Source organism: Pseudomonas grimontii, from assembly GCF_007858185.1.
In the GTDB taxonomy this organism is placed as follows: Bacteria; Pseudomonadota; Gammaproteobacteria; order Pseudomonadales; family Pseudomonadaceae; genus Aquipseudomonas; species Aquipseudomonas grimontii.
On sequence record NZ_VFES01000005.1, the window covers coordinates 152,224 to 171,945 of the forward strand.

Annotated in this window: 18 protein-coding genes; 14 read left to right on the top strand and 4 right to left on the bottom strand. The window is 61.7% G+C overall.

What is annotated here, in order from left to right; translation table 11 throughout:
* The first annotated feature begins 425 nt into the window (after positions 1-425).
* From arnC to FIV39_RS10630, 12 genes are all read left to right on the top strand, one after another.
* On the top strand, positions 426-1,457 hold the full coding sequence (gene arnC, locus FIV39_RS10575; protein ID WP_090404094.1) for an undecaprenyl-phosphate 4-deoxy-4-formamido-L-arabinose transferase: 1,032 nt from the start codon (positions 426-428) through the stop codon (positions 1,455-1,457).
* Positions 1,454-3,445, top strand: a complete 1,992-nt coding sequence (gene arnA, locus FIV39_RS10580) for a bifunctional UDP-4-amino-4-deoxy-L-arabinose formyltransferase/UDP-glucuronic acid oxidase ArnA (RefSeq protein ID WP_090404092.1) — start codon at positions 1,454-1,456, stop codon at positions 3,443-3,445. The genes arnC and arnA overlap by 4 nt, the downstream gene beginning before the upstream one ends.
* Entirely contained in the window at positions 3,445-4,329 is an 885-nt protein-coding gene (gene arnD / locus FIV39_RS10585; protein WP_090404090.1) for a 4-deoxy-4-formamido-L-arabinose-phosphoundecaprenol deformylase, read from the top strand. Before arnA ends, arnD begins: the two co-directional genes overlap by 1 nt.
* Positions 4,326-5,981 carry a lipid IV(A) 4-amino-4-deoxy-L-arabinosyltransferase gene (arnT, locus tag FIV39_RS10590; protein ID WP_090404088.1) on the top strand — a complete coding sequence of 552 codons (1,656 nt, stop codon included), beginning with the start codon at positions 4,326-4,328 and terminating at the stop codon, positions 5,979-5,981. Before arnD ends, arnT begins: the two co-directional genes overlap by 4 nt.
* Positions 5,978-6,325: a 4-amino-4-deoxy-L-arabinose-phosphoundecaprenol flippase subunit ArnE gene (gene arnE, locus FIV39_RS10595; protein WP_090404086.1), complete on the top strand. Its 348-nt coding sequence runs from the start codon at positions 5,978-5,980 to the stop codon at positions 6,323-6,325. Before arnT ends, arnE begins: the two co-directional genes overlap by 4 nt.
* Positions 6,322-6,735, top strand: a complete 414-nt coding sequence (arnF, locus tag FIV39_RS10600; RefSeq protein WP_090404084.1) for a 4-amino-4-deoxy-L-arabinose-phosphoundecaprenol flippase subunit ArnF — start codon at positions 6,322-6,324, stop codon at positions 6,733-6,735. Before arnE ends, arnF begins: the two co-directional genes overlap by 4 nt.
* The gene (locus FIV39_RS10605) at positions 6,732-8,111 is read left to right on the top strand and encodes a UDP-glucose dehydrogenase family protein (protein WP_090404082.1); all 1,380 of its coding nucleotides are present in this window, start codon (positions 6,732-6,734) and stop codon (positions 8,109-8,111) included. Before arnF ends, FIV39_RS10605 begins: the two co-directional genes overlap by 4 nt.
* A gap of 3 nt (positions 8,112-8,114) precedes the next feature.
* A complete protein-coding gene (locus FIV39_RS10610) occupies positions 8,115-9,737 on the top strand; it encodes an ArnT family glycosyltransferase (RefSeq protein ID WP_090404080.1) in 1,623 nt (540 codons plus the stop codon).
* A 272-nt stretch (positions 9,738-10,009) separates the two neighbouring features.
* Entirely contained in the window at positions 10,010-10,165 is a 156-nt protein-coding gene (locus FIV39_RS32985) for a type VI secretion system contractile sheath small subunit (RefSeq protein WP_259194788.1), read from the top strand.
* A gap of 167 nt (positions 10,166-10,332) precedes the next feature.
* A complete protein-coding gene (locus FIV39_RS10620) occupies positions 10,333-11,043 on the top strand; it encodes an HPP family protein (protein ID WP_090404076.1) in 711 nt (236 codons plus the stop codon).
* 140 nt (positions 11,044-11,183) lie between these two features.
* Positions 11,184-12,287: an enoyl-CoA hydratase/isomerase family protein gene (locus tag FIV39_RS10625; protein WP_090404074.1), complete on the top strand. Its 1,104-nt coding sequence runs from the start codon at positions 11,184-11,186 to the stop codon at positions 12,285-12,287.
* Positions 12,288-12,290: 3 nt separating this feature from the next.
* Positions 12,291-13,442: an acyl-CoA dehydrogenase family protein gene (locus FIV39_RS10630; protein ID WP_090404072.1), complete on the top strand. Its 1,152-nt coding sequence runs from the start codon at positions 12,291-12,293 to the stop codon at positions 13,440-13,442.
* 82 nt (positions 13,443-13,524) lie between these two features.
* Here the strand turns inward: FIV39_RS10630 and FIV39_RS10635 are convergent, their stop codons facing one another.
* From FIV39_RS10635 to FIV39_RS10650, 4 genes are read right to left on the bottom strand one after another with little or no spacing between them, the layout of a single operon-like run.
* Positions 13,525-14,298, bottom strand: coding sequence for an enoyl-CoA hydratase (locus FIV39_RS10635; RefSeq protein ID WP_090404070.1), 774 nt, complete (start codon positions 14,296-14,298; stop codon positions 13,525-13,527).
* Positions 14,299-14,309: 11 nt separating this feature from the next.
* On the bottom strand, positions 14,310-15,437 hold the full coding sequence (locus tag FIV39_RS10640) for an acyl-CoA dehydrogenase (protein ID WP_090404068.1): 1,128 nt from the start codon (positions 15,435-15,437) through the stop codon (positions 14,310-14,312).
* A 12-nt stretch (positions 15,438-15,449) separates the two neighbouring features.
* On the bottom strand, positions 15,450-16,634 hold the full coding sequence (locus FIV39_RS10645) for an acetyl-CoA C-acyltransferase (protein WP_090404066.1): 1,185 nt from the start codon (positions 16,632-16,634) through the stop codon (positions 15,450-15,452).
* A 12-nt stretch (positions 16,635-16,646) separates the two neighbouring features.
* The gene (locus FIV39_RS10650) at positions 16,647-17,414 is read right to left on the bottom strand and encodes an SDR family NAD(P)-dependent oxidoreductase (protein ID WP_090404064.1); all 768 of its coding nucleotides are present in this window, start codon (positions 17,412-17,414) and stop codon (positions 16,647-16,649) included.
* Positions 17,415-17,614: 200 nt separating this feature from the next.
* On the opposite strand from FIV39_RS10650, the gene FIV39_RS10655 reads away from it, so the two are divergent.
* Both FIV39_RS10655 and FIV39_RS10660 read left to right on the top strand, forming a co-directional pair.
* On the top strand, positions 17,615-18,508 hold the full coding sequence (locus tag FIV39_RS10655) for a bestrophin family protein (RefSeq protein ID WP_090404062.1): 894 nt from the start codon (positions 17,615-17,617) through the stop codon (positions 18,506-18,508).
* 71 nt (positions 18,509-18,579) lie between these two features.
* Positions 18,580-19,638: a tetratricopeptide repeat protein gene (locus FIV39_RS10660; RefSeq protein ID WP_090404060.1), complete on the top strand. Its 1,059-nt coding sequence runs from the start codon at positions 18,580-18,582 to the stop codon at positions 19,636-19,638.
* Positions 19,639-19,722: the final 84 nt, after the last annotated feature.

Below are 19,722 nucleotides of genomic sequence, written 5' to 3' on the forward strand. Positions count from 1 at the left end.
GTCGCGCGGCACGATCCAGCAATGAGCGTCCTTCAAACCCGGCCTGCAACATGCAAACCGTTCCTGTTTCGCCCAATAAATAATGCCCTCAATGGCTTAGTTGTTTAGCTGAACACTAGCTGTCTACCTGTCAAATAAACGAGTTTTTCATCTGGCTTTCATATTCGTTCAACATTTTTACGCTTAATCTTGGGCCCAGGACTTGAGAACGAACCGCGCTGTGCCAACTAACTCGTTGATTCCACTTTACCTTTATGATTTTTTGGCTTTACTCCCTAATGTCCATGGAAGCCCCCAATAGCCTACCAGGACGGTCGGATGAACATCCCAAATCCACGCCAGGTTTAACCAAGCGCCTGCCTGTTCGGCCATTGATTGCTGTTGTCTTACGCTCCAAGTTGCTCTAACCCTGAGGTCATGAATCTTTGAAACCCTACCCTATTCATTGCGTGTCGATCGTTATCCCGGTCTACAACGAACAAGAAAGCCTGCCTGAATTGCTGCGTCGCACGACGGCGGCTTGCAAGCAACTGGCCTACGAATACGAAATCATCCTGGTGGATGACGGTAGCCGCGACAACTCCGCCCAAATGCTCGAAGACGCCGCCGCTGAAGACGGCAGCAACGTGGTGGCGGTAATCCTCAATCGCAACTACGGGCAGCATGCGGCGATCATGGCCGGTTTCGAGCAGTGCCGGGGCGAAGTGGTGATTACCCTCGACGCCGACCTGCAGAACCCTCCTGAAGAAATCCCACGCCTGGTGGAACAAGCCGCCCTGGGCTACGACGTGGTCGCCACCGTGCGTAACAACCGCCAGGACTCGGCGTTTCGCCGCTGGCCTTCGCGCCTGATCAACCTCGCCGTGCAACGCTCCACCGGCGTGGCCATGAGCGACTACGGCTGCATGTTGCGCGCTTACCGCCGCACCATCGTCGACGCCATGCTCGCCTGCCGCGAGCGCAGCACCTTTATCCCGATCCTGGCCAACGGCTTTGCCCGTCACACCACCGAGATCCTGGTGCACCACGCCGAGCGTGAACACGGCGAATCGAAATACAGCGCCATGCGCCTGATCAGCCTGATGTTCGACCTGTTGACCTGCATGACCACCACCCCGTTGCGCCTGTTGTCCATTGTCGGCTTCAGCCTCGCGGGCCTGGGCGTGCTGTTCGCCTTCGCGCTGATCATCCTGCGCCTGGCCTTCGGTGCCCAATGGGCTGGCGATGGCATGTTCGTACTGTTCGCGGTGTTGTTCGTATTCACCGGCGGCCAGTTCATCGGCATGGGCCTGCTGGGTGAATACCTGGGCCGCATGTACAGCGACGTGCGCGCCCGCCCACGCTTCTTTATCGAAAAAGTGCTGCGCAACACACCGGCAGCACCGGCCCCGGTCGTCGTCGTTGACGGCCTTGCCTCCTCCCATACCTCCACTTCTGCCGATCAGGTTCAGTCATGAGTTCAAAAGCTGTTGTATTCGCGTACCACGATATTGGTTGTGCAGGCATCGAAGCACTGCTCAACACGGGCTACGAAATTGCTGCCGTGTTCACCCATGCCGATGACCCCAAGGAAAACAATTTCTACGGTTCCGTCGCCCAACTGTGCGCCCGCAACGGCATCCCAGTGCACGCCCCGGAAGATGCCAACCACCCGCTGTGGATCGAGCGCATTGCCAAGCTGAACCCGGAATACATTTTCTCCTTTTACTACCGCAACCTGCTGAGCGAGCCGCTGTTGGCCACCGCCAGCAAAGGCGCGTTCAACCTGCATGGCTCGCTGCTGCCTAAATACCGTGGCCGTGCCCCGGCCAACTGGGTGCTGGTCAACGGCGAAACCGAAACCGGCGTGACCCTGCACCGCATGGTCAAGCGCGCCGATGCCGGCGCGATCCTGGCCCAGCAAAAAGTTGTGATCGAGCGCACTGACACCGGCCTGACCCTGCACGCCAAATTGCGTGATGCGGCGACCAGCCTGCTGCGCGACGCCCTGCCGCAACTGGCGGCGGGCAAGCTGACTGAAACGGCCCAGGACGAAAGCCAGGCCACCTGCTTCGGTCGCCGCACGGCCGCCGACGGCAAGCTGGAGTGGAAAAAACCGGCTGAAGAACTGTTCAACCTCGTGCGTGCGGTGACTCAACCGTACCCGGGCGCCTTCTGCTCTGTCGGTGAGCACAAGCTCATCGTCTGGCAAGCCGAAGTGGTCAAGGGCAACGAAGGCCTGGCGCCGGGCCGTGTGATCAGCGTCAACCCGCTGCGCATCGCCTGCGGTGAAGACTCCCTGGTGGTCAAGTTCGGCCAGCGCAACGACAACGGCCTGTACCTGGCCGGTCCGTCCCTGGCCAACGAACTGGGCCTGGTCGACGGCTCCGTGCTGCGCGGTGCCGAGTCCGGCCGCAAGCCGCGCCGTACCCGCGTGCTGATCCTCGGTGTGAACGGTTTTATCGGTAACCATCTGTCCGAGCGCCTGCTGCGTGATGACCGTTATGAAGTCTACGGCCTGGACATCGGCTCCGACGCCATCGAGCGCCTGCGCAGCCACCCGAACTTCCATTACGTCGAAGGCGATATCAGCATCCACACCGAGTGGATCGAGTACCACATCAAGAAGTGCGACGTGGTCCTGCCGCTGGTGGCCATCGCCACGCCAATCGAGTACACCCGTAACCCGCTGCGCGTGTTCGAGCTGGACTTCGAAGAAAACCTCAAGCTGGTGCGCTACTGCGTCAAGTACAACAAGCGCGTGATCTTCCCGTCGACCTCCGAAGTCTATGGCATGTGCCAGGACCAGTATTTCGACGAAGATACCTCCAACCTGGTGGTCGGCCCGGTCAACAAGCAGCGCTGGATCTACTCGGTCTCCAAGCAACTGCTGGACCGCGTGATCTGGGCCTACGGCGCCAAGGGCCTGAACTTCACCCTCTTCCGTCCGTTCAACTGGATGGGCCCGCGCCTGGACCGCCTGGACTCGGCACGTATCGGCAGCTCCCGTGCGATCACCCAACTGATCCTGAACCTGGTGGAAGGTACGCCGATCCGCCTGTTCGACGGTGGCGAGCAGAAGCGTTGCTTCACCGACATCGCCGACGGTATCGAAGCCCTGGCGCGCATCATCGATAACGACAACGATGTTTGCAACGGCCAGATCATCAACATCGGCAACCCGGAAAACGAAGCCAGCATCCGTCAGTTGGGCGAAGAGCTGCTGCGTCAGTTCGAAGCGCACCCACTGCGCAGTAACTTCCCGCCGTTCGCCGGTTTCCGCGATGTAGAAAGCAAGGCGTTCTACGGCACCGGTTACCAGGACGTGGCACACCGCAAGCCAAGCATCGAAAACGCCAAGCGCCTGCTGAACTGGGAGCCGACCGTGGAAATGAGCGAAACCATCGGCAACACGCTGGACTTCTTCCTGCGTGAAGCCATGCTCGAAATCGCGGACAAAAAGTAATGAAGGCAGGCTTGCGCATCGACGTCGACACCTATCGTGGCACCCGTGAAGGTGTGCCACGGTTGCTCGAATCCCTGGATGAGGCCGGGGTAAAAGCGACGTTCTTCTTCAGCGTCGGGCCGGACAACATGGGGCGCCACTTGTGGCGCCTGATCCGCCCGCAGTTCCTGTGGAAGATGCTGCGTTCCAACGCCGCCGGCCTGTACGGGTGGGACATCCTGCTCGCCGGCACCGCGTGGCCGGGCAAGCCGATCGGCCGTGACCTGGGGCACTTGATGCGCCAGGCTAAGGCGGCGGGGCATGAAGTCGGCCTGCACGCCTGGGATCACCACGGCTGGCAGGCCAACACCGGGCGTTGGAGCGATGCACAGCTGGTCGAGCAGATTCGACGCGGCGTGGAGACCTTGAGCGACATCCTGGGCGAACGCATCGACTGTTCGGCAGCCGCCGGTTGGCGCGCCGACGAGCGGGTGGTGCAAGCCAAGCAAGGTTTTAACTTTCGCTACAACAGCGATTGCCGGGGTACCAGCCTGTTTCGGCCGACATTGGCCGATGGCAGCGCGGGTACGCCACAAATTCCGGTGGACCTGCCGACCTTCGACGAAGTCGTCGGGCCGGTGGTGGCCGCCAAAGACTTCAACCGCTTCATTCTTGACCGGTTTGCCGAGTCGAAGCTCAACGTCTACACGATCCACGCAGAAGTAGAAGGGATTCTGATGGCCAATGATTTTCGCCAGTTGCTCGCCCAGGCAGGGCAGCGCGGCATCGATTTCAAACCGTTGGGCGATTTGTTGCCCGCGGACCTGACCAGCCTGCCCCAGCAGCACCTGGTGCGCGGCGCATTGAGCGGCCGTGAGGGTTGGCTTGGAGTGCAACAGGCATGATCCGGCGTTGGGCCTTGCCCCTGCTCCTGTTGGCGTTCGGTGTGTTTTATCTGTTGCCGCTGGCCACCCATGGTCTGTGGATTCCGGATGAAACCCGCTACGCGCAGATCAGCCAGGAAATGCTGCTGACCGGCAAGTGGGCCTCGCCGCACTTCATGGGGATTCGCTACTTCGAAAAACCCGCTGCCGGGTACTGGATGATCGCGCTGGGCCAGGCGATCTTCGGGCAAAACCTGTTTGGCGTGCGCTTCGCGTCGGCGTTGAGCACCGGCTTGAGCATCCTGCTGGTGTACCTGGTGTCGCGCCGGCTGTGGAATGACCCGCAAAAAAGCCTGGTCAGCAGCGTGCTGTACATGAGTTTTGTCAGCGTGGCGGCCTTGGGCGGTTATGCCAACCTCGATCCGCAGTTCACGTTCTGGGTCAACCTGACCGGCGTTGCGCTGTGGTTCTGCTTCGACAGCACCACCCGCAACGGCCGCCTGGGAGCCTGGGCGCTGCTCGGTTTTGCCTGTGGCATGGGCTTTATGACCAAGGGCTTCCTGGCGTGGCTGTTACCGGTGTTGATCGCCCTGCCCTACGCGATCTGGCAGAAGCGCTTTCGCGAACTGCTCGGTTACGGCCTGGTCGCCGTGGTCGTGGCGATTGTGGTGAGCCTGCCGTGGGCCCTGGCCGTGCACCTGCAGGAGCCGGACTACTGGAACTTCTTCTTCTGGCATGAACATATCCAGCGTTTTGCCGGCGACGATGCCCAGCACGCCGAGCCGTTCTGGTATTACCTGCCGCTGCTGATTGCCTTCTGCCTGCCGTGGATTGCGCTGTTGCCCTCCACCCTGAAACAGGCGTGGCAGGAAAAGCGTGCGGCGAAAACCGCCTTCCTGTTGCTGTGGCTGCTGATGCCGCTGGCATTTTTCAGCCTGGCCAAAGGCAAGTTGCCCTCTTACATCATGCCGTGCCTGTTGCCGCTGGCGTTGTTGATGGGCCACACCCTGGCCGACAAACTCGCCCAGGCTCGCGGTCGTGTGCTGCGCATCAACGGCTGGCTCAACCTGATAATCGGCATGCTGGCCTTGCTCGCGCTGACCTGGTTCCAACTGAAAAAACCGGTGTATGAGCACGGCAGTGAAACCCTCAGCCTGGTGCTGGTGTTTGTCTTCCTGTTCGGTTGGATCGTTGCCAACCTGCTGCAAGCGTCGCGCCCGCTGCGCTTGTGGGCGGCGCCGGTGGTCGGCAGTTGGTTGCTGGTGGCGTTGGTCCCGGCCGCATTGCCCCACTCGGTGGTTTATAACAAGACCCCGGACCAGTTCATCATCGATCACCTCCAGGAGCTGAGCCAGACCAGCGCCTTGCTCAGCAACGACCTCGGCGCGGCCTCCGCCCTGGCGTGGCGCGTCAAGCGCCCGGACGTGACCCTCTATAACACCGTCGGCGAAGTGAAATATGGCTTGGCCTTCGACGATGCGGCCCATCACAAGGTCGACACCACGCAGGTCCAGCAATGGATGAGCGACGCGCGTAAACACGGCGCGGTCGGTGTGGTGATGCGCGTCAAGGGTGACGACGAAATCGCCGAAGTGGACTTGCTGCCCAAAGACGGCAAGCGCTACGAGCAAGGCAATATCGTGATCCTGGTGTTCCCGCAGGTTGCGCCATGATCACACTGTGCCTGTTGTTGGCCGCCTGCCTGCTGACGTGCATGGGCCAGGTCTCGCAAAAGTTCGCCGTGGAGGGCTGGCGCGACCAGCCCGACGGTTGGGCGCTGAAGCTGCGCTCGCCGTGGTTATGGTCTGCCCTGCTGTGCCTGGGTTTTGGCCTGTTGGTGTGGTTGCTGGTGTTGCAGCGCCTGGAAGTCGGCATCGCCTATCCGATGCTCAGCCTCAATTTTGTCCTGGTCACGCTGGTAGCGCGCTTTGTGTTCAAGGAACACATCGACACACGGCATTGGCTGGGCGTGGTGCTGGTAATCGCCGGTGTGGTGCTGTTGGGGCGCCAGGTATGAGCCGCGTGCGTGGTTTTGCCCTGGCCCTGGGCAGCGTTGGCCTGGTCAGCGCCGCCCAACTGGGCATGCGCTGGAGCATGACGCGCCTGCCCTTGCCCACCGAATGGCTGACAGCGTTCAACAGCAACGCCATCGACTTCGCCGCGTTGGGCGTGGTGAGCCTGGCGATCCTCGCCTACGCGCTGTCGATGCTCTGCTGGCTCGGTGCCCTCAAGCACCTGCCCCTGGGCCGTGCCTATTCGCTGCTGAGCATCAGCTACGCGCTGGTGTACCTGCTGGCCGCCAGCCTGCCGGTGTTCAACGAACATTTTTCGCTCTCGAAAACCCTGGGGGTGGCCTTGGTCATCCTCGGTGTGCTGGTCATTAACTCTCGCCGTGCTAGCGCTGCAAGCGCCAGGAATGCCCCATGAAAATCAGTGTATTTGGTAGTGGTTACGTCGGTCTGGTGCAGGCCACTGTGTTGGCCGAAGTCGGTCACGATGTCATCTGCATGGACGTCGATCAGAACAAGGTCAAGCTCCTGCAGCAAGGCCATGTGAGCATCTTCGAGCCGGGGCTGGCGGCCATGGTCAAGGAAAACCTGGAGAGCGGGCGCCTGCACTTCACCTTTGACGAAAAACTCGCCGTCGAACACGGCGAAGTGCTGTTTATCGCGGTGGGGACGCCGTCGGATGAAGACGGCTCGGCCGACCTCAAGTACGTGCTGTCGGTGGGCGACGCGGTAGCCCGTCACCGCATCGACCCGGTGATCCTGGTGGAAAAATCCACCGTGCCCGTGGGCACCGGCGACACCCTGCGCGCCCACATCGAAAAATCCCTGCGCCTTGCCGGCCGGCATCTGGAGTTCGATATTGTCTCCAACCCGGAATTCCTCAAGGAAGGCTCTGCCGTTTCCGACTGCCGCCGTCCGGACCGCATCATCATCGGTTGCGAGCGTGAAGAAGTGCGCGATGTGATGCGCGACCTGTACGCGCCGTTCAACCGCAACCATGACCGTATCATCTTCATGGACCTGCGCAGCGCCGAGCTGACCAAATACGCCGCCAACTGCATGCTGGCCACCAAGATCAGCTTTATCAACCAGATCGCCGAGCTGGCCGAACACCTGGGCGCCGACATCGAAGCCGTGCGCCTGGGTATCGGCGCCGACTCGCGCATCGGCTACCACTTTATCTACCCCGGTTGCGGCTACGGCGGCTCGTGCTTCCCCAAGGACATGCGTGCCTTGATCCACAGCGCCAAGCAGGCCAACTGCTCCAGCGACCTGCTGGAAGCCGTGGAAGCCATCAACCAGCGCCAGAAGAGCAAGCTGTTCGACCGTATCAATGCGTTCTTCAAGGGCAACCTGCGCGGCAAGACCTTTGCCCTGTGGGGCCTGGCGTTCAAGCCCAACACCGATGACATGCGCGATGCGCCCAGCCGCGTGCTGATGGAAGCCCTGTGGGCTGCCGGCGCCAACGTCCGTGCGTTCGACCCGGAAGCCATGCAGGAAACCCAGCGCATCTACGGTGACGAAGAGCGGCTGATGCTGATGGGCACGCCGGAATCCACGCTGGTCGGCGCCGATGCGCTGATCGTCTGCACCGAATGGCAGCAGTTCAAGGCGCCGGACTTCGACCTGATCCACCAGCGTCTGAAAACCCCGGTGATCTTCGACGGCCGCAACCTGTACGACGGTGAACGCCTGGCGCGCAAAGGCTTCCAGTACTACCCGATCGGCCGTGGCGATTCCTGCCACTTGCCGATTCCCCAGCAACAGTGGCTACCTCAGGTCGTGGAAGCCTGATTCGTGAACAAAGCTCACCCGCCCTTGCTCAGCCCAACGATCCGCCGCCAATCCCTCGGTCTGGGATTGCTGGCGCTGTTGTTGTTCATCGCTGGCAGCTGGCATCAGGCAATTATCGGTTTCGACTCACGCTTCGTGGTGTTTGCCCAGGAGATGCTGCGCCATGGGCCGGGGTTTTTCCCCACCACGTACGGGCAGCCGTATGCCGATTACCTGGCCACCTCGACGCTGATGACCTGGCTGTTGTCGCTGCCCCTGGGTCAGGTCACCAGCCTCACGGCCTGGCTGCCCACGTCGATTGCCTCGGCAGTGATCGTCTCCCTGGTGTATCGCCTGACAGCGCCCTACTCCCAGCGTTGGGGCCTGCTGAGCATCGCGCTGCTGTTGCTGAGCAGTACCTTCATCAGTGAAACCCGCGCGGTGTCCCTCGACCAGATGCTCGCGGCCATCGCCTTGGCGGTGTTCTACCTGGGTTATGCCCATGACCATTTCGGCGGGGGTAAACGCCTGTACTGGCTGTACCTGCTGCTGATTCTCGGCTTTGCGATTCGTGGGCCGATCGGGTTGGTCATTCCTACGGGCGTGCTGTGCAGCTACTACCTGATCAACCGGCAATGGCGCCAACTGTTCAGCTTTGGCCTGCTGGCCCTGGCGCTGCTGGCGGCCTGTGTCGGCTTGCTGTTGCTGATGGCTAAGCTCAGTGGCGGCGAGAGCTTCATGCAGGACGTGATCCGCATGCAGTTCCTGGGGCGCATGGACGGCAGTGAGGGCTCCAGCGGCGCGTTGTATTACTTCACCAGCTCGCTGGGCAATTACGCCCTCGCCTATCCCGTCGCTCTGCTGGTGCTGTTGGCGGTCGCGGTCAGTGGGCGACGCGTCTCCACGCCAGCGTTGCAACTGGTGCTGTACTGCGCCGCCGCCGGCTTGCTGGTGATGCTGGGCCTGTCGATTCCCCAGGCAAAGAAGGCCCGCTATGTGCTGCCAATGCTGCCGATGGCGGCGATCATTGCGGCGTACCCGTTCCAGGTCGCTGAAGGTCGTCTGTTTGCCTGGCTGCGCGGCTTGATGCTGGGTTTATGGACACTGCTGCCAGGCCTGCTGATCGTTGGGCTGGTATTCGCGCGGCCACGCTATCCGCAGCAGTTGAGCCAGCTGGGGCCGGTGTTCGCCGTGCTCGGGCTGTTGCAGGTCTTGGCATTGCTGGCGTTGTTCATGCCTCGCCTGCGGCCGCTCGGGCCAGCGTTTGCCGCCGTGCTTGCGGTGTGGGCGACGTATATTGCAGTGGTCGAACCGCTCGAACGCAGCGTCTACGACACCCGCACCTTTACGCTGCAAGTGCATGAGCAGGTCAAGCAACAGCGCGCTCCCGTGGTATTGCACGGCTTGGGCAAAGACGCCAAGGCGATCAAGTACATGGTCAACCTCGACTGCGACCAGGTGCCGTTGTTCACCCAACAAGCCTCTGACCTGACGCCGTTACAAGGGCCAGCCTGGCTGGTGATGAGCCAGGCGGATTTCGAAGGTTTGCAAGACCCGCGCTTTCGCGCCCTTCGTCCGACCCTGACCGGCGAGTTCGACCGAAACCCCTATGTGCTGCTGTATCTGGCCAAACCTGCTCTACCTTGAGTTGCGACGCAGAAAGATCCTACGCAGCTATGCGTAATGGCTGGTGCCATTTCACTTTCCCGCGTCTGAAACCCAACTGTAAACTCAATGACCTCGCGCGGTAGCTATCTACCGCCATAGGCCATGGATAACAACAAGGACGCTAGGAGCCGCAGCTGGCGCTGTGGTTCACTTCGTGAGAGGACAATACCGTGCCAAATGATCGTTTACCGCGTACCCCTGCTTCCCTGGCCCGTGATGAAGTGCATATCGGCTACTTGCCCATTCCGCCGCTGGACCGGCTGATGTGGCTGCGCAATGCCCTGGTGGCACTCAACGGCCCCCTGGCCGGCGAGCCGGGGCTGCGGGAAAACCTGCAACAGCATTTATTCAATGAGGAAACCGATAATCGCGTTCTCGGTAAGCTCAACCCTCCTGTCACTTCGTAATAAATGCATTATTTTTGTATTTAACCCTCATTAATATGCATTGGCGCTGCCCTATCAGGCGCGGCACACTGCGCGGGTTCCTCCCCCAAATGCAGGAACTTTCAAAGGGCTTTTCCGGGCGACCAGACAAGCCTTTTTTTTGCCCGCCGTTTATGGATTTCTTTTCAATGCTCGCTCGCTGGTTTCCCGCTGCTATCAACACCCGCCCCGCCGAATGGAGCCGTGCCGCGATTGGCATGGCCTTGGGTACATTATTCAGTGTATGGCTCTGCGCCCAGGTTTTTGGCATGGAGGTGGCGCTGCACCTGCTGGGTCCGCTGGGCGCTTCGGCGGTGCTGTTGTTTGCGGTCTCGTCCGGTGCGCTGGCGCAACCCTGGTCGATCATCGGCAGCTACCTGTGCGCCGGTGTCGTGGCATTGCTGGTGGCCCGCGTCCTTGGGCGTACCCTGGGCGGTGCCTGCCTGGCGGCCGGCATGGCCGTGGTGCTGATGTGCTGGCTGCGGTGCCTGCACCCGCCCGCCGGTGGCCTGGCCATGACCCTGGTCTTGGCCGACCCCGCCTCTGCCGCCCTGGGCTGGCACGAACTGGGTGCCGTATTACTCGGCGCCGGTGCCCTGCTGGCCTGTGCGCTGGCCTACAATAACGCTACGCGAACGCGCTACCCCAAGGGTGCTGTCGAGGCATCGACAACCGTCTTGCCTGACCCCAGGGCGGCCCGCGATCCCGCCATTACCGCCGCCGACTTGAAATTGGCACTGGCCGAGATGGAGCAGTTCTACGATGTGGCCCCCACGGAGTTGGAGCAATTGATCCATGCCGCAGAAACCCACGCTCGGCGCCGCAGCATCGGTGAAGTACTGGCAACCCGCGTGACCTGAGCCGCGCCCGGCACCCTGCATAAATGCAAAAACGACCTGCATGATTCCGGGTTGTACTGGGCAAATTTGCACTGGTACGATCGCGAGAAGGTTCGCCCACGAACATCTTGATAAAGAACAATAAAAGCAGGGAGTTACAGATGACTGCTCAGGTTTCAAGCGAAGCAAGCAGTGCCGATAAGCTTCAGAACGATGTTTTGGCCGAAGTGCGTAACCATATTGGCCACCTCACCCTCAACCGCCCCTCCGGCTTGAATGCCATCACCCTGGACATGGTGCGCAGCCTGACGCAACAGCTGCAGGCCTGGTCAGACGACCCGCAGGTACATGCCGTGGTCCTGCGCGGCGCAGGCGAAAAGGCCTTCTGTGCCGGCGGCGATATTCGCTCCCTGTACGACAGTTTTAAAAGTGGCGACACCCTGCACGAAGACTTCTTCGTCGAGGAATACGCGCTGGACCTGGCCATCCACCATTACCGCAAACCCGTACTGGCCCTGATGGATGGATTTGTCCTGGGCGGCGGCATGGGCCTGGTGCAAGGCGCGGATTTGCGTGTCGTCACCGAACGCAGCCGCCTGGCGATGCCGGAGGTGGCGATCGGTTATTTCCCGGATGTCGGTGGCAGTTACTTCCTGCCCCGCATTCCCGGTGAGCTGGGCATTTACCTTGGGGTGACCGGTGTGCAGGTTCGCGCGGCAGACGCCCTCTATTGCGGGTTGGCCAACTGGTACCTGGACAGCGCCAAGCTGGCCATCCTCGACCAGAAACTCGATAGCCTGCAATGGCAGGAATCGCCCCTCAAGGACCTGCAAGGGGTGTTGGCCAAGCTGGCCGTGCAGCGGCTGCCCGACCCGCCGTTGGCCGCGTTGCGTCCCGCTATCGACCACTTCTTCGGCCTGCCGGACATTCCGAGCATCGTCGAGCAGCTCCAGGAAGTCACCGTCGCCGACAGCCACGAGTGGGCATTGAACACTGTCCACCTGATGCAAACCCGCTCACCCCTGGCCATGGCCGTGACCCTGGAAATGCTGCGGCGCGGCCGGCGCTTGCCGCTGGAGCGGTGCTTTGCCCTGGAGCTGCACCTGGACCGCCAATGGTTCGAACGCGGTGACCTGATCGAAGGGGTCCGCGCGCTGATCATCGACAAGGACAAGAACCCTCGCTGGAACCCGCCGACGCTCCATGGACTGGATAAGAGCCATGTCGACAGCTTCTTCCATCACTTCGAGCAGGTTGCGAAATAAGCCATGCAAGACATTGAATATACTGAAGAACAGGTAATGATTCGTGACATGGCGCGCGACTTCGCCCGTGGCGAAATTGCCCCCCACGCCCAAGCCTGGGAGAAAGCCGGCTGGATCGATGACGCCCTGGTGGCGAAGATGGGTGAGCTGGGCCTGTTAGGCATGGTAGTGCCGGAAGAATGGGGCGGCACCTATGTCGACTACGTGGCTTACGCCCTGGCCGTGGAAGAGATTTCTGCCGGCGATGGCGCTACCGGTGCGCTGATGAGTATCCATAATTCAGTGGGTTGCGGGCCAATCCTCAACTACGGCACAGATGAACAGAAACAAACCTGGTTGGCCGATCTTGCCAGTGGCCAGGCGATTGGCTGTTTCTGTCTGACCGAACCCCAGGCCGGCTCCGAGGCCCACAACCTGCGCACGCGCGCCGAACTGCGCGATGGCCAGTGGGTGATCAATGGCGCCAAGCAGTTCGTCAGTAATGGCAAGCGCGCCAAGCTGGCGATTGTATTTGCCGTGACCGACCCGGAACTGGGCAAGAAAGGCATTTCCGCGTTCCTGGTGCCCACCGACACCCCTGGGTTTGTGGTCGACCGCACCGAGCACAAGATGGGTATTCGGGCCTCGGACACCTGCGCGGTGACGCTCAGCCAATGCAGCGTGCCCGAGGCTAACCTGCTCGGCGAACGCGGCAAAGGCCTGGCCATCGCCCTCTCCAACCTTGAAGGCGGCCGCATCGGCATTGCCGCCCAAGCCCTCGGCATCGCCCGTGCGGCCTTTGAGGCAGCGCTGGCCTATGCCCGTGACCGGGTGCAGTTCGACAAGCCCATCATCGAACACCAAAGCGTCGCCAACCTGTTGGCAGATATGCAAACCCGCTTGAACGCTGCCCGTTTACTGATCCTGCATGCCGCGCGCCTGCGCAGCGCCGGCAAGCCCTGCCTCTCGGAAGCGTCCCAGGCCAAGCTGTTCGCCTCGGAAATGGCCGAGAAAGTCTGCTCCAGCGCGATGCAGATTCATGGCGGCTATGGATATTTGGAGGATTACCCGGTGGAGCGTTACTACCGGGATGCGCGGATCACGCAGATTTACGAAGGGACCAGCGAGATCCAGCGGATGGTGATTGCCAGAGAGCTCAAGCACTATCAGACGTAGTAGTTGCAAGCTTTAAGCTGCAAGCGTCAGGTAAAAGCAGATTAGCTTTTACTTGACGCTTGCAGCTAGTCACTTCCCACTGCTACTTATCCTTGAACTCCGGCGCACGCTTGGCCACAAACGCCGCCATGCCTTCCTTCTGATCCAGTGTCGCGAACGTTGCATGGAATACCCGGCGCTCAAAGCGCACGCCTTCCGACAGGCTCACTTCAAACGCGCGATTCACGCTTTCCTTGACCATCATGCTGATCGGCACCGATTTGCCGGCAATCAGCGTGGCGACTTTCAGCGCCTCGTCCAGCAGATCATCGGCCGGCACGATGCGCGCGACAATCCCGCAGCGTTCAGCTTCCACCGCATCGATAAAGCGCCCGGTCAGGCACATTTCCATGGCCTTGGCCTTGCCCACCGCTCGCGTCAGGCGCTGGGTGCCGCCCATGCCCGGCAGTACGCCGAGGTTGATTTCCGGCTGGCCGAACTTGGCGCCGTCACCGGCCAGGATGAAATCGCACATCAGCGCCAGTTCGCAGCCACCGCCCAGGGCGAAGCCGTTGACCGCGGCGATGATCGGCTTGCGCCGGTTGGCCACGCGGTCGCTGTCACTGAACAGGTCGTCGAGGTAGATCTGTGGGTAGGTCAGCTCGGCCATTTCCTTGATGTCGGCGCCGGCGGCGAAGGCTTTTTTCGAGCCGGTCAACACGATGCAGCCGATTTCCGGGTTGGCTTCCAGGCCATCCAGCGCCTGGTTCAACTCGCTGACCAACTGTGCATTCAAGGCATTCAAGGCTTGGGGACGGTTGAGGGTAATCAAGCCGACGCGGCCCTGGACTTCGAGCAAAATGGTTTCGTAACTCATGTATCGGCTCCTTAGAGATTGCGTGAGATGACCATACGTTGAATATCGCTGGTGCCTTCGTAAATCTGGCAGACCCGCACATCGCGGTAGATCCGCTCCAGGGGGAAGTCGCTCAGGTAACCGTAACCGCCCAGGGTTTGCAAGGCGGCCGAACAGACTTTCTCGGCCATTTCCGAGGCGAACAGCTTGGCCATCGAGGCTTCGACCAACGCCGGCTTGCCGCTGTCCCGCAGGGCAGCGGCGTAATGCACCATCTGCCGCGCCACGGCGATTTGCGTGGCCATGTCCGCCAGGCGAAAGGCCACGGCCTGATGCTCGATCAGCGTTTTGCCGAAGCTTTCGCGCTCACGGGCGTAGTCACGGGCCGCCTCAAACGCGGCGCGGGCCATGCCCACCGATTGCGAGGCGATGCCTACACGGCCGCCCTCGAGGTTGGCCAGGGCGATCTTGTAGCCCTCGCCCTCTTCGCCCAACCGGTTGGCGACCGGCACCTTCACGTCTTCAAACAGGATCTGGCAGGTGTCGGACGCATGCTGGCCCAGCTTGTCCTCGACCCGCGCCACGCTGTAGCCCGGCGAATCGGTCGGCACGATAAACGCGCTGATCCCACGCTTGCCCGCTGCCGGGTCGGTGACGGCAAACACAATCACCACCCCGGCGTTTTGCCCGGAGGTGATGAACTGTTTGCAACCGTTGAGCACGTAATGGTCGCCTTCCAGGCGCGCGCGGGTTTTCAGGCTGCTGGCATCGGAACCGGCTTGGGGTTCGGTCAGGGCAAAAGCGCCGAGCATGGCGCCACTGGCCAGGGGAGTGAGGAATTGTGCTTTTTGTTGCTCGTTACCGAACTTGAGGATCGGCACGCAACCCACGGAATTGTGCACGCTCATGATGGTGGAACAGGCGCCGTCACCGGCGGCGATTTCTTCCAGGGCCATGGCGTAGGCCAGGTAACCGGTGTCGCAGCCGCCCCACTGTTCCGGCACCAGCATGCCGAAAAAGCCCAGTTCGGCCATCTCGCCGATGGCTTCCTTGGGAAAGCGGTGTTCGCGGTCCCACTCGGCGGCAAACGGCTTGAGCCGCTCCTGGGCAAATTGCCGGGCGGCATCGCTGATTTGCAGTTGTTCGTCATTGGGCAGCATTGGGCTCAGTCCTTAATACAGGCATTCAACGGCCATGGCCGTGGCTTCACCGCCGCCGATACAAATGGCGGCGACGCCACGCTTGAGGCCTTTCTGGCGCAGGGCCGAAAGCAGGGTTACCAGGATGCGCGCGCCGGACGCACCAATCGGGTGGCCCAGGGCGCAGGCCCCGCCGTGGATATTGACCTTGGCATGGGGAATTTCCAGCTTGCTCATGGTCACCAGGCTGACCACGGCAAAGGCCTCGTTGATTTCGAACAGATCGACGTCGTCAAGGCTCCAACCGGTCTTGCTCATCAATGTGCGAATCGCACCCACCGGCGCCACCGGAAACAGCCCGGGCTCATCGGCAAACGCCGCGTGCCCATGGATCACCGCCAGCGGCTTGAGCCCACGTTTCTGTGCCTCGGACTCACGCATCAGCAGCAACGCTGCCGCACCGTCGGAAATCGAACTGGAATTGGCCGCCGTCACGGTGCCACCGTCGCGGAACGCGGGTTTCAGGCTGGGGATTTTTTCCAGCTTGGCCTTGGGTGGTTGTTCGTCATGCAGGATGGTTTTCTGCTCTTTGCCGACGGTGACCTGTACCGGGACAATTTCGGCGGCGAAGCTGCCATGGGTGATTGCCTCTTGCGCGCGGGTCAGCGACGCAATAGCGAACGCATCCTGCGCCTCACGGCTGAAGCCGTTGAGCTGCGCGCACTCTTCAGCAAAGGTACCCATCAGGCGGCCCTTGTCGTAGGCGTCTTCCAGACCGTCGAGAAACATATGGTCGAGCACGCGCCCGTGGCCCATGCGGTAGCCGCTGCGGGCGCGGTCCAGCAGGTAGGGCGCGTTGGACATGCTTTCCATGCCCCCGGCGATCACCACGTCGACGCTGCCGGCCAGCAGCGAATCATGCGCCAGGATTGTCGCTTCCATGCCCGAGCCGCACATCTTGTTGAGGGTGGTGCATCGCGTGGACTTGTCCAACCCTGCGCCCAGGGCGGCTTGACGCGCAGGCGCCTGGCCCAGGCCGGCGGGCAGCACGCAACCAAACAACACCTCATCCACGGCGTCGGGGGCGATACCGGCACGCTCGACCGCTGCACGGATGGCGGCAGCGCCCAGTTGCGGCGCGGTCAGGCCCTTGAGGTCGCCCTGGAACCCGCCCATGGGCGTGCGTACGGCGCTGACAATCACGATGGGATCATTCATGGGTCATCCTCCTTACTTGGCGGCCATGCGCAAGGCGCCGTCGAGACGGATCACCTCGCCATTGAGCATGCTGTTTTCAATGATGTGCCGCACCAGCGCGGCGTACTCGACAGGTTTGCCCAGGCGCGGCGGGAACGGCACGCCGGCGGCCAGGGAGTCGCGGACTTCGGGGGTCATGCCGGCCATCATCGGGGTTTCGAAAATGCCGGGGGCGATGGTCATCACGCGAATGCCAAAGCGCGCCAGCTCTCGTGCGGCGGGTAAGGTCAGACTGGCTATCGCGCCTTTGGATGCCGCATAAGCGGCCTGCCCGATCTGCCCGTCGAACGCAGCCACCGAAGCGGTGTTGATGATCACCCCGCGCTCGCCGTCGGCGTTCGCTTCTGTTTCAGCGATGGCCGCCGCCGCCAGGCGCAGCAAGTTAAAGCTGCCGATCAGGTTGACGTTAATCACCTGGGCAAAGCTTGCGAGCCCGTGAGGGCCATTCTTGCCGAGGATTTTTTCACCGCGCACCACCCCCGCGCAGTTGACCAAACCATGCAAACCGCCAAACGCCGCGACCGTTGCCTGGACGGCGGCTTCAGCAGCCGCTTCCTGGCTGATATCCGCCACAGCGCTGCGGGCGTTGTCGCCGAGCTGCCTGGCCTTGGCCGCCACGGCGTCGGCGTTCAAATCCACCAGCATGACCTTGGCACCGGCCGCGACCAGCATGTCTGCGGTGGCTGCACCGAGGCCGGAAGCGCCGCCGCTGACCAGAAAAATCTTGTTCTCAATCTGCATTATTGTTTCCTTGAACGGTCGGGATCGCCGAAATAGTCGCTCCGCAACGCCACAGCAGCAATGGTCAAAGCCTTCAACATGGCTGACTGGTTTGGCCAATCATTGACCCCGCTGATCGGCCGGTCAGTCCAAGCGATTGGACGCCCGTCGTGCAAGCTCCTAACCTGAGGGCCTGCGCCAGCGAAGAAGCCCTGCCCCCGATGATCGTACGTCCCAAACCCAACCTGCTCGGCATCCTGTTTTCGCTCAAGGGCTCGATTGCCAAGCGCATCGCCCTGCGCAGCCTGCTGGTCACGCTGCTGGCGTCGGTGATCGTGCTGGTGGAAACCCTGCACCCGGCATATTTTTCCAAGGTCAACGCCACGCCCTTCACGTTGCTCGGGCTGTCGCTGTCGATCTTCATGAGCTTTCGTAATAACGCCTGCTATGACCGCTGGTGGGAAGGCCGCAAGCAATTGGGGCAGATGATCATCGAGGTGCGTTCGCTGATTCGCGAAACCCAGGTGCTCACTGACCCGGCGGAGCGCGGGCGCCTGCTGCGGAGCCTGGGTGGGTTCGCCCATGGGCTGATCGCGCGTTTGCGCCATGAAGACGAAGCCCTGGCGATCCAGCCGTGGGCCAGCGTGGAAGCCAGTCATCCCAACCTCCCTGACCGTGTGCTGCAACAGCTCGGCGCGCGGTTTTCCGCGCTGGCCGGGCAAGGCGCCATCAGCGAATGGCGCTATACCCAATTGGAAACCCGCCTGGTCAGCCTCAGCCAGGTACAGGCCGCGTGCGAGCGGATCAAAAGCACGCCGCTGCCCTTCCCCTACACCTTGCTGCTGCACCGCACCATCTACCTGTTCTGCATCCTCTTGCCGTTCGCCATGGCCGAGCCCCTGGGCTGGCTCACGCCGGTGTTTACCGCCATTGTCAGCTACACCTTCTTTGGCCTGGATGAAATCGGCGACGACCTGGAAGACCCGTTCGGCTTCGACGAAAACGACCTGCCCTGCAATGCGATCCTGCGCACCCTGGAGCGTGAGCTGCTCGCCGCCCTGGGCGAAACCGACCTGCCGCCGGCCCTGGAACCGGTGGAATACGTGCTGACCTGAAGCGGGTTTGACACCTGCCGTGGTCTGACCGAAGCTGACGGCTTTGCTTCTTCAGCTTTTCGGACGCCTGCATGTCAAAGTCACGCCGTTACTCCATCGTCGGCCTGTGCGCCCTGTTGTTGATTGTGCTGATCACCTGGTATTTCTCCCGCACCACCCAGGTGGCCGTGCCTCCCGCCATTGCCCATGGTTACTCGAAAGCCTTGAAACAGGCGCATAACGGCGAGCCGGGCGCAGCGCGCGTGCTGTATCAGCAATTGGGCCGGCCGGACCTGTCACCCGAACGCCGCGCCGCGCTGCATGCCGAATTGCCCAACTACCCCAGCCCCCAGGCCTTGAAACTCGCCGATAAAGACCTCACCAGCGACTCACCGTTGGTGCGCGAAGCAGCCATCCACAGCATTGTCGGCCTGGTGCCCACCGGCCAGCGCACGCTGTTGCTCGGCCCGGTGCTGGATGACCCCGAACAAAGCGTGCGCTTTGCCGCCGCCAATGCCTTGCTCGGCCTGTCGCCCGACACCTTGGGCCTGTACTTCGGCCCCTTGCAGCAGGTGCTGGACGAGTTCGTGAAAAAGCTCAAGGCCCAACCCGAAACCGCCGAGGGCTGGATTCAACTGGCGCGCCTGTACATTCACAGTGCCCTGCTGCCGGAAGCACAAAACGCCCTGGAACAGGCCATGCGCTTGCAGCCGGACAACCTGCAGGCGGTGGTGGCGCAGATCGAGTTACTCGACAAACAGGGCAAGACCGATGAGTCGCGCCAGCTGCTGGCGCGGCAATTGGCAGCGCATCCTGAGTCGGCCTACCTGCAACACGCCCTGGGCATGTGGCTGCTGCACCATGGCGAACGCCCCTATGCGCTGCTCGGCCTGTCCAAAGCGGTCGAGCTTGAGCCGGACAATCAGGATTATCGCTATGACCTGGCTACCACCCTGCACGCCCAGGAGGAGCTGGAAGCCGCCCAGCGCCAACTCGAAGAGATCGTTCAGCGTAACCCCGCCAATCGCAAGGCGCGGGTGCTGCTTGTGAACTATTGGAAGGAAAGTGGCCAATTGCAGAATGTCCAGGTGTTGCTCGCCCAGCTCGAGCAACAAAACCCTGACGATCCGGCGCTTGCGCAAGGCCTGTAGGTGCGCGGCACGATTGTGTGCAAAACGTGCCACAGCCCGCATTAATCCCGGATCCAGTTGAACCGCCGCAGAGCGCAACGGTCA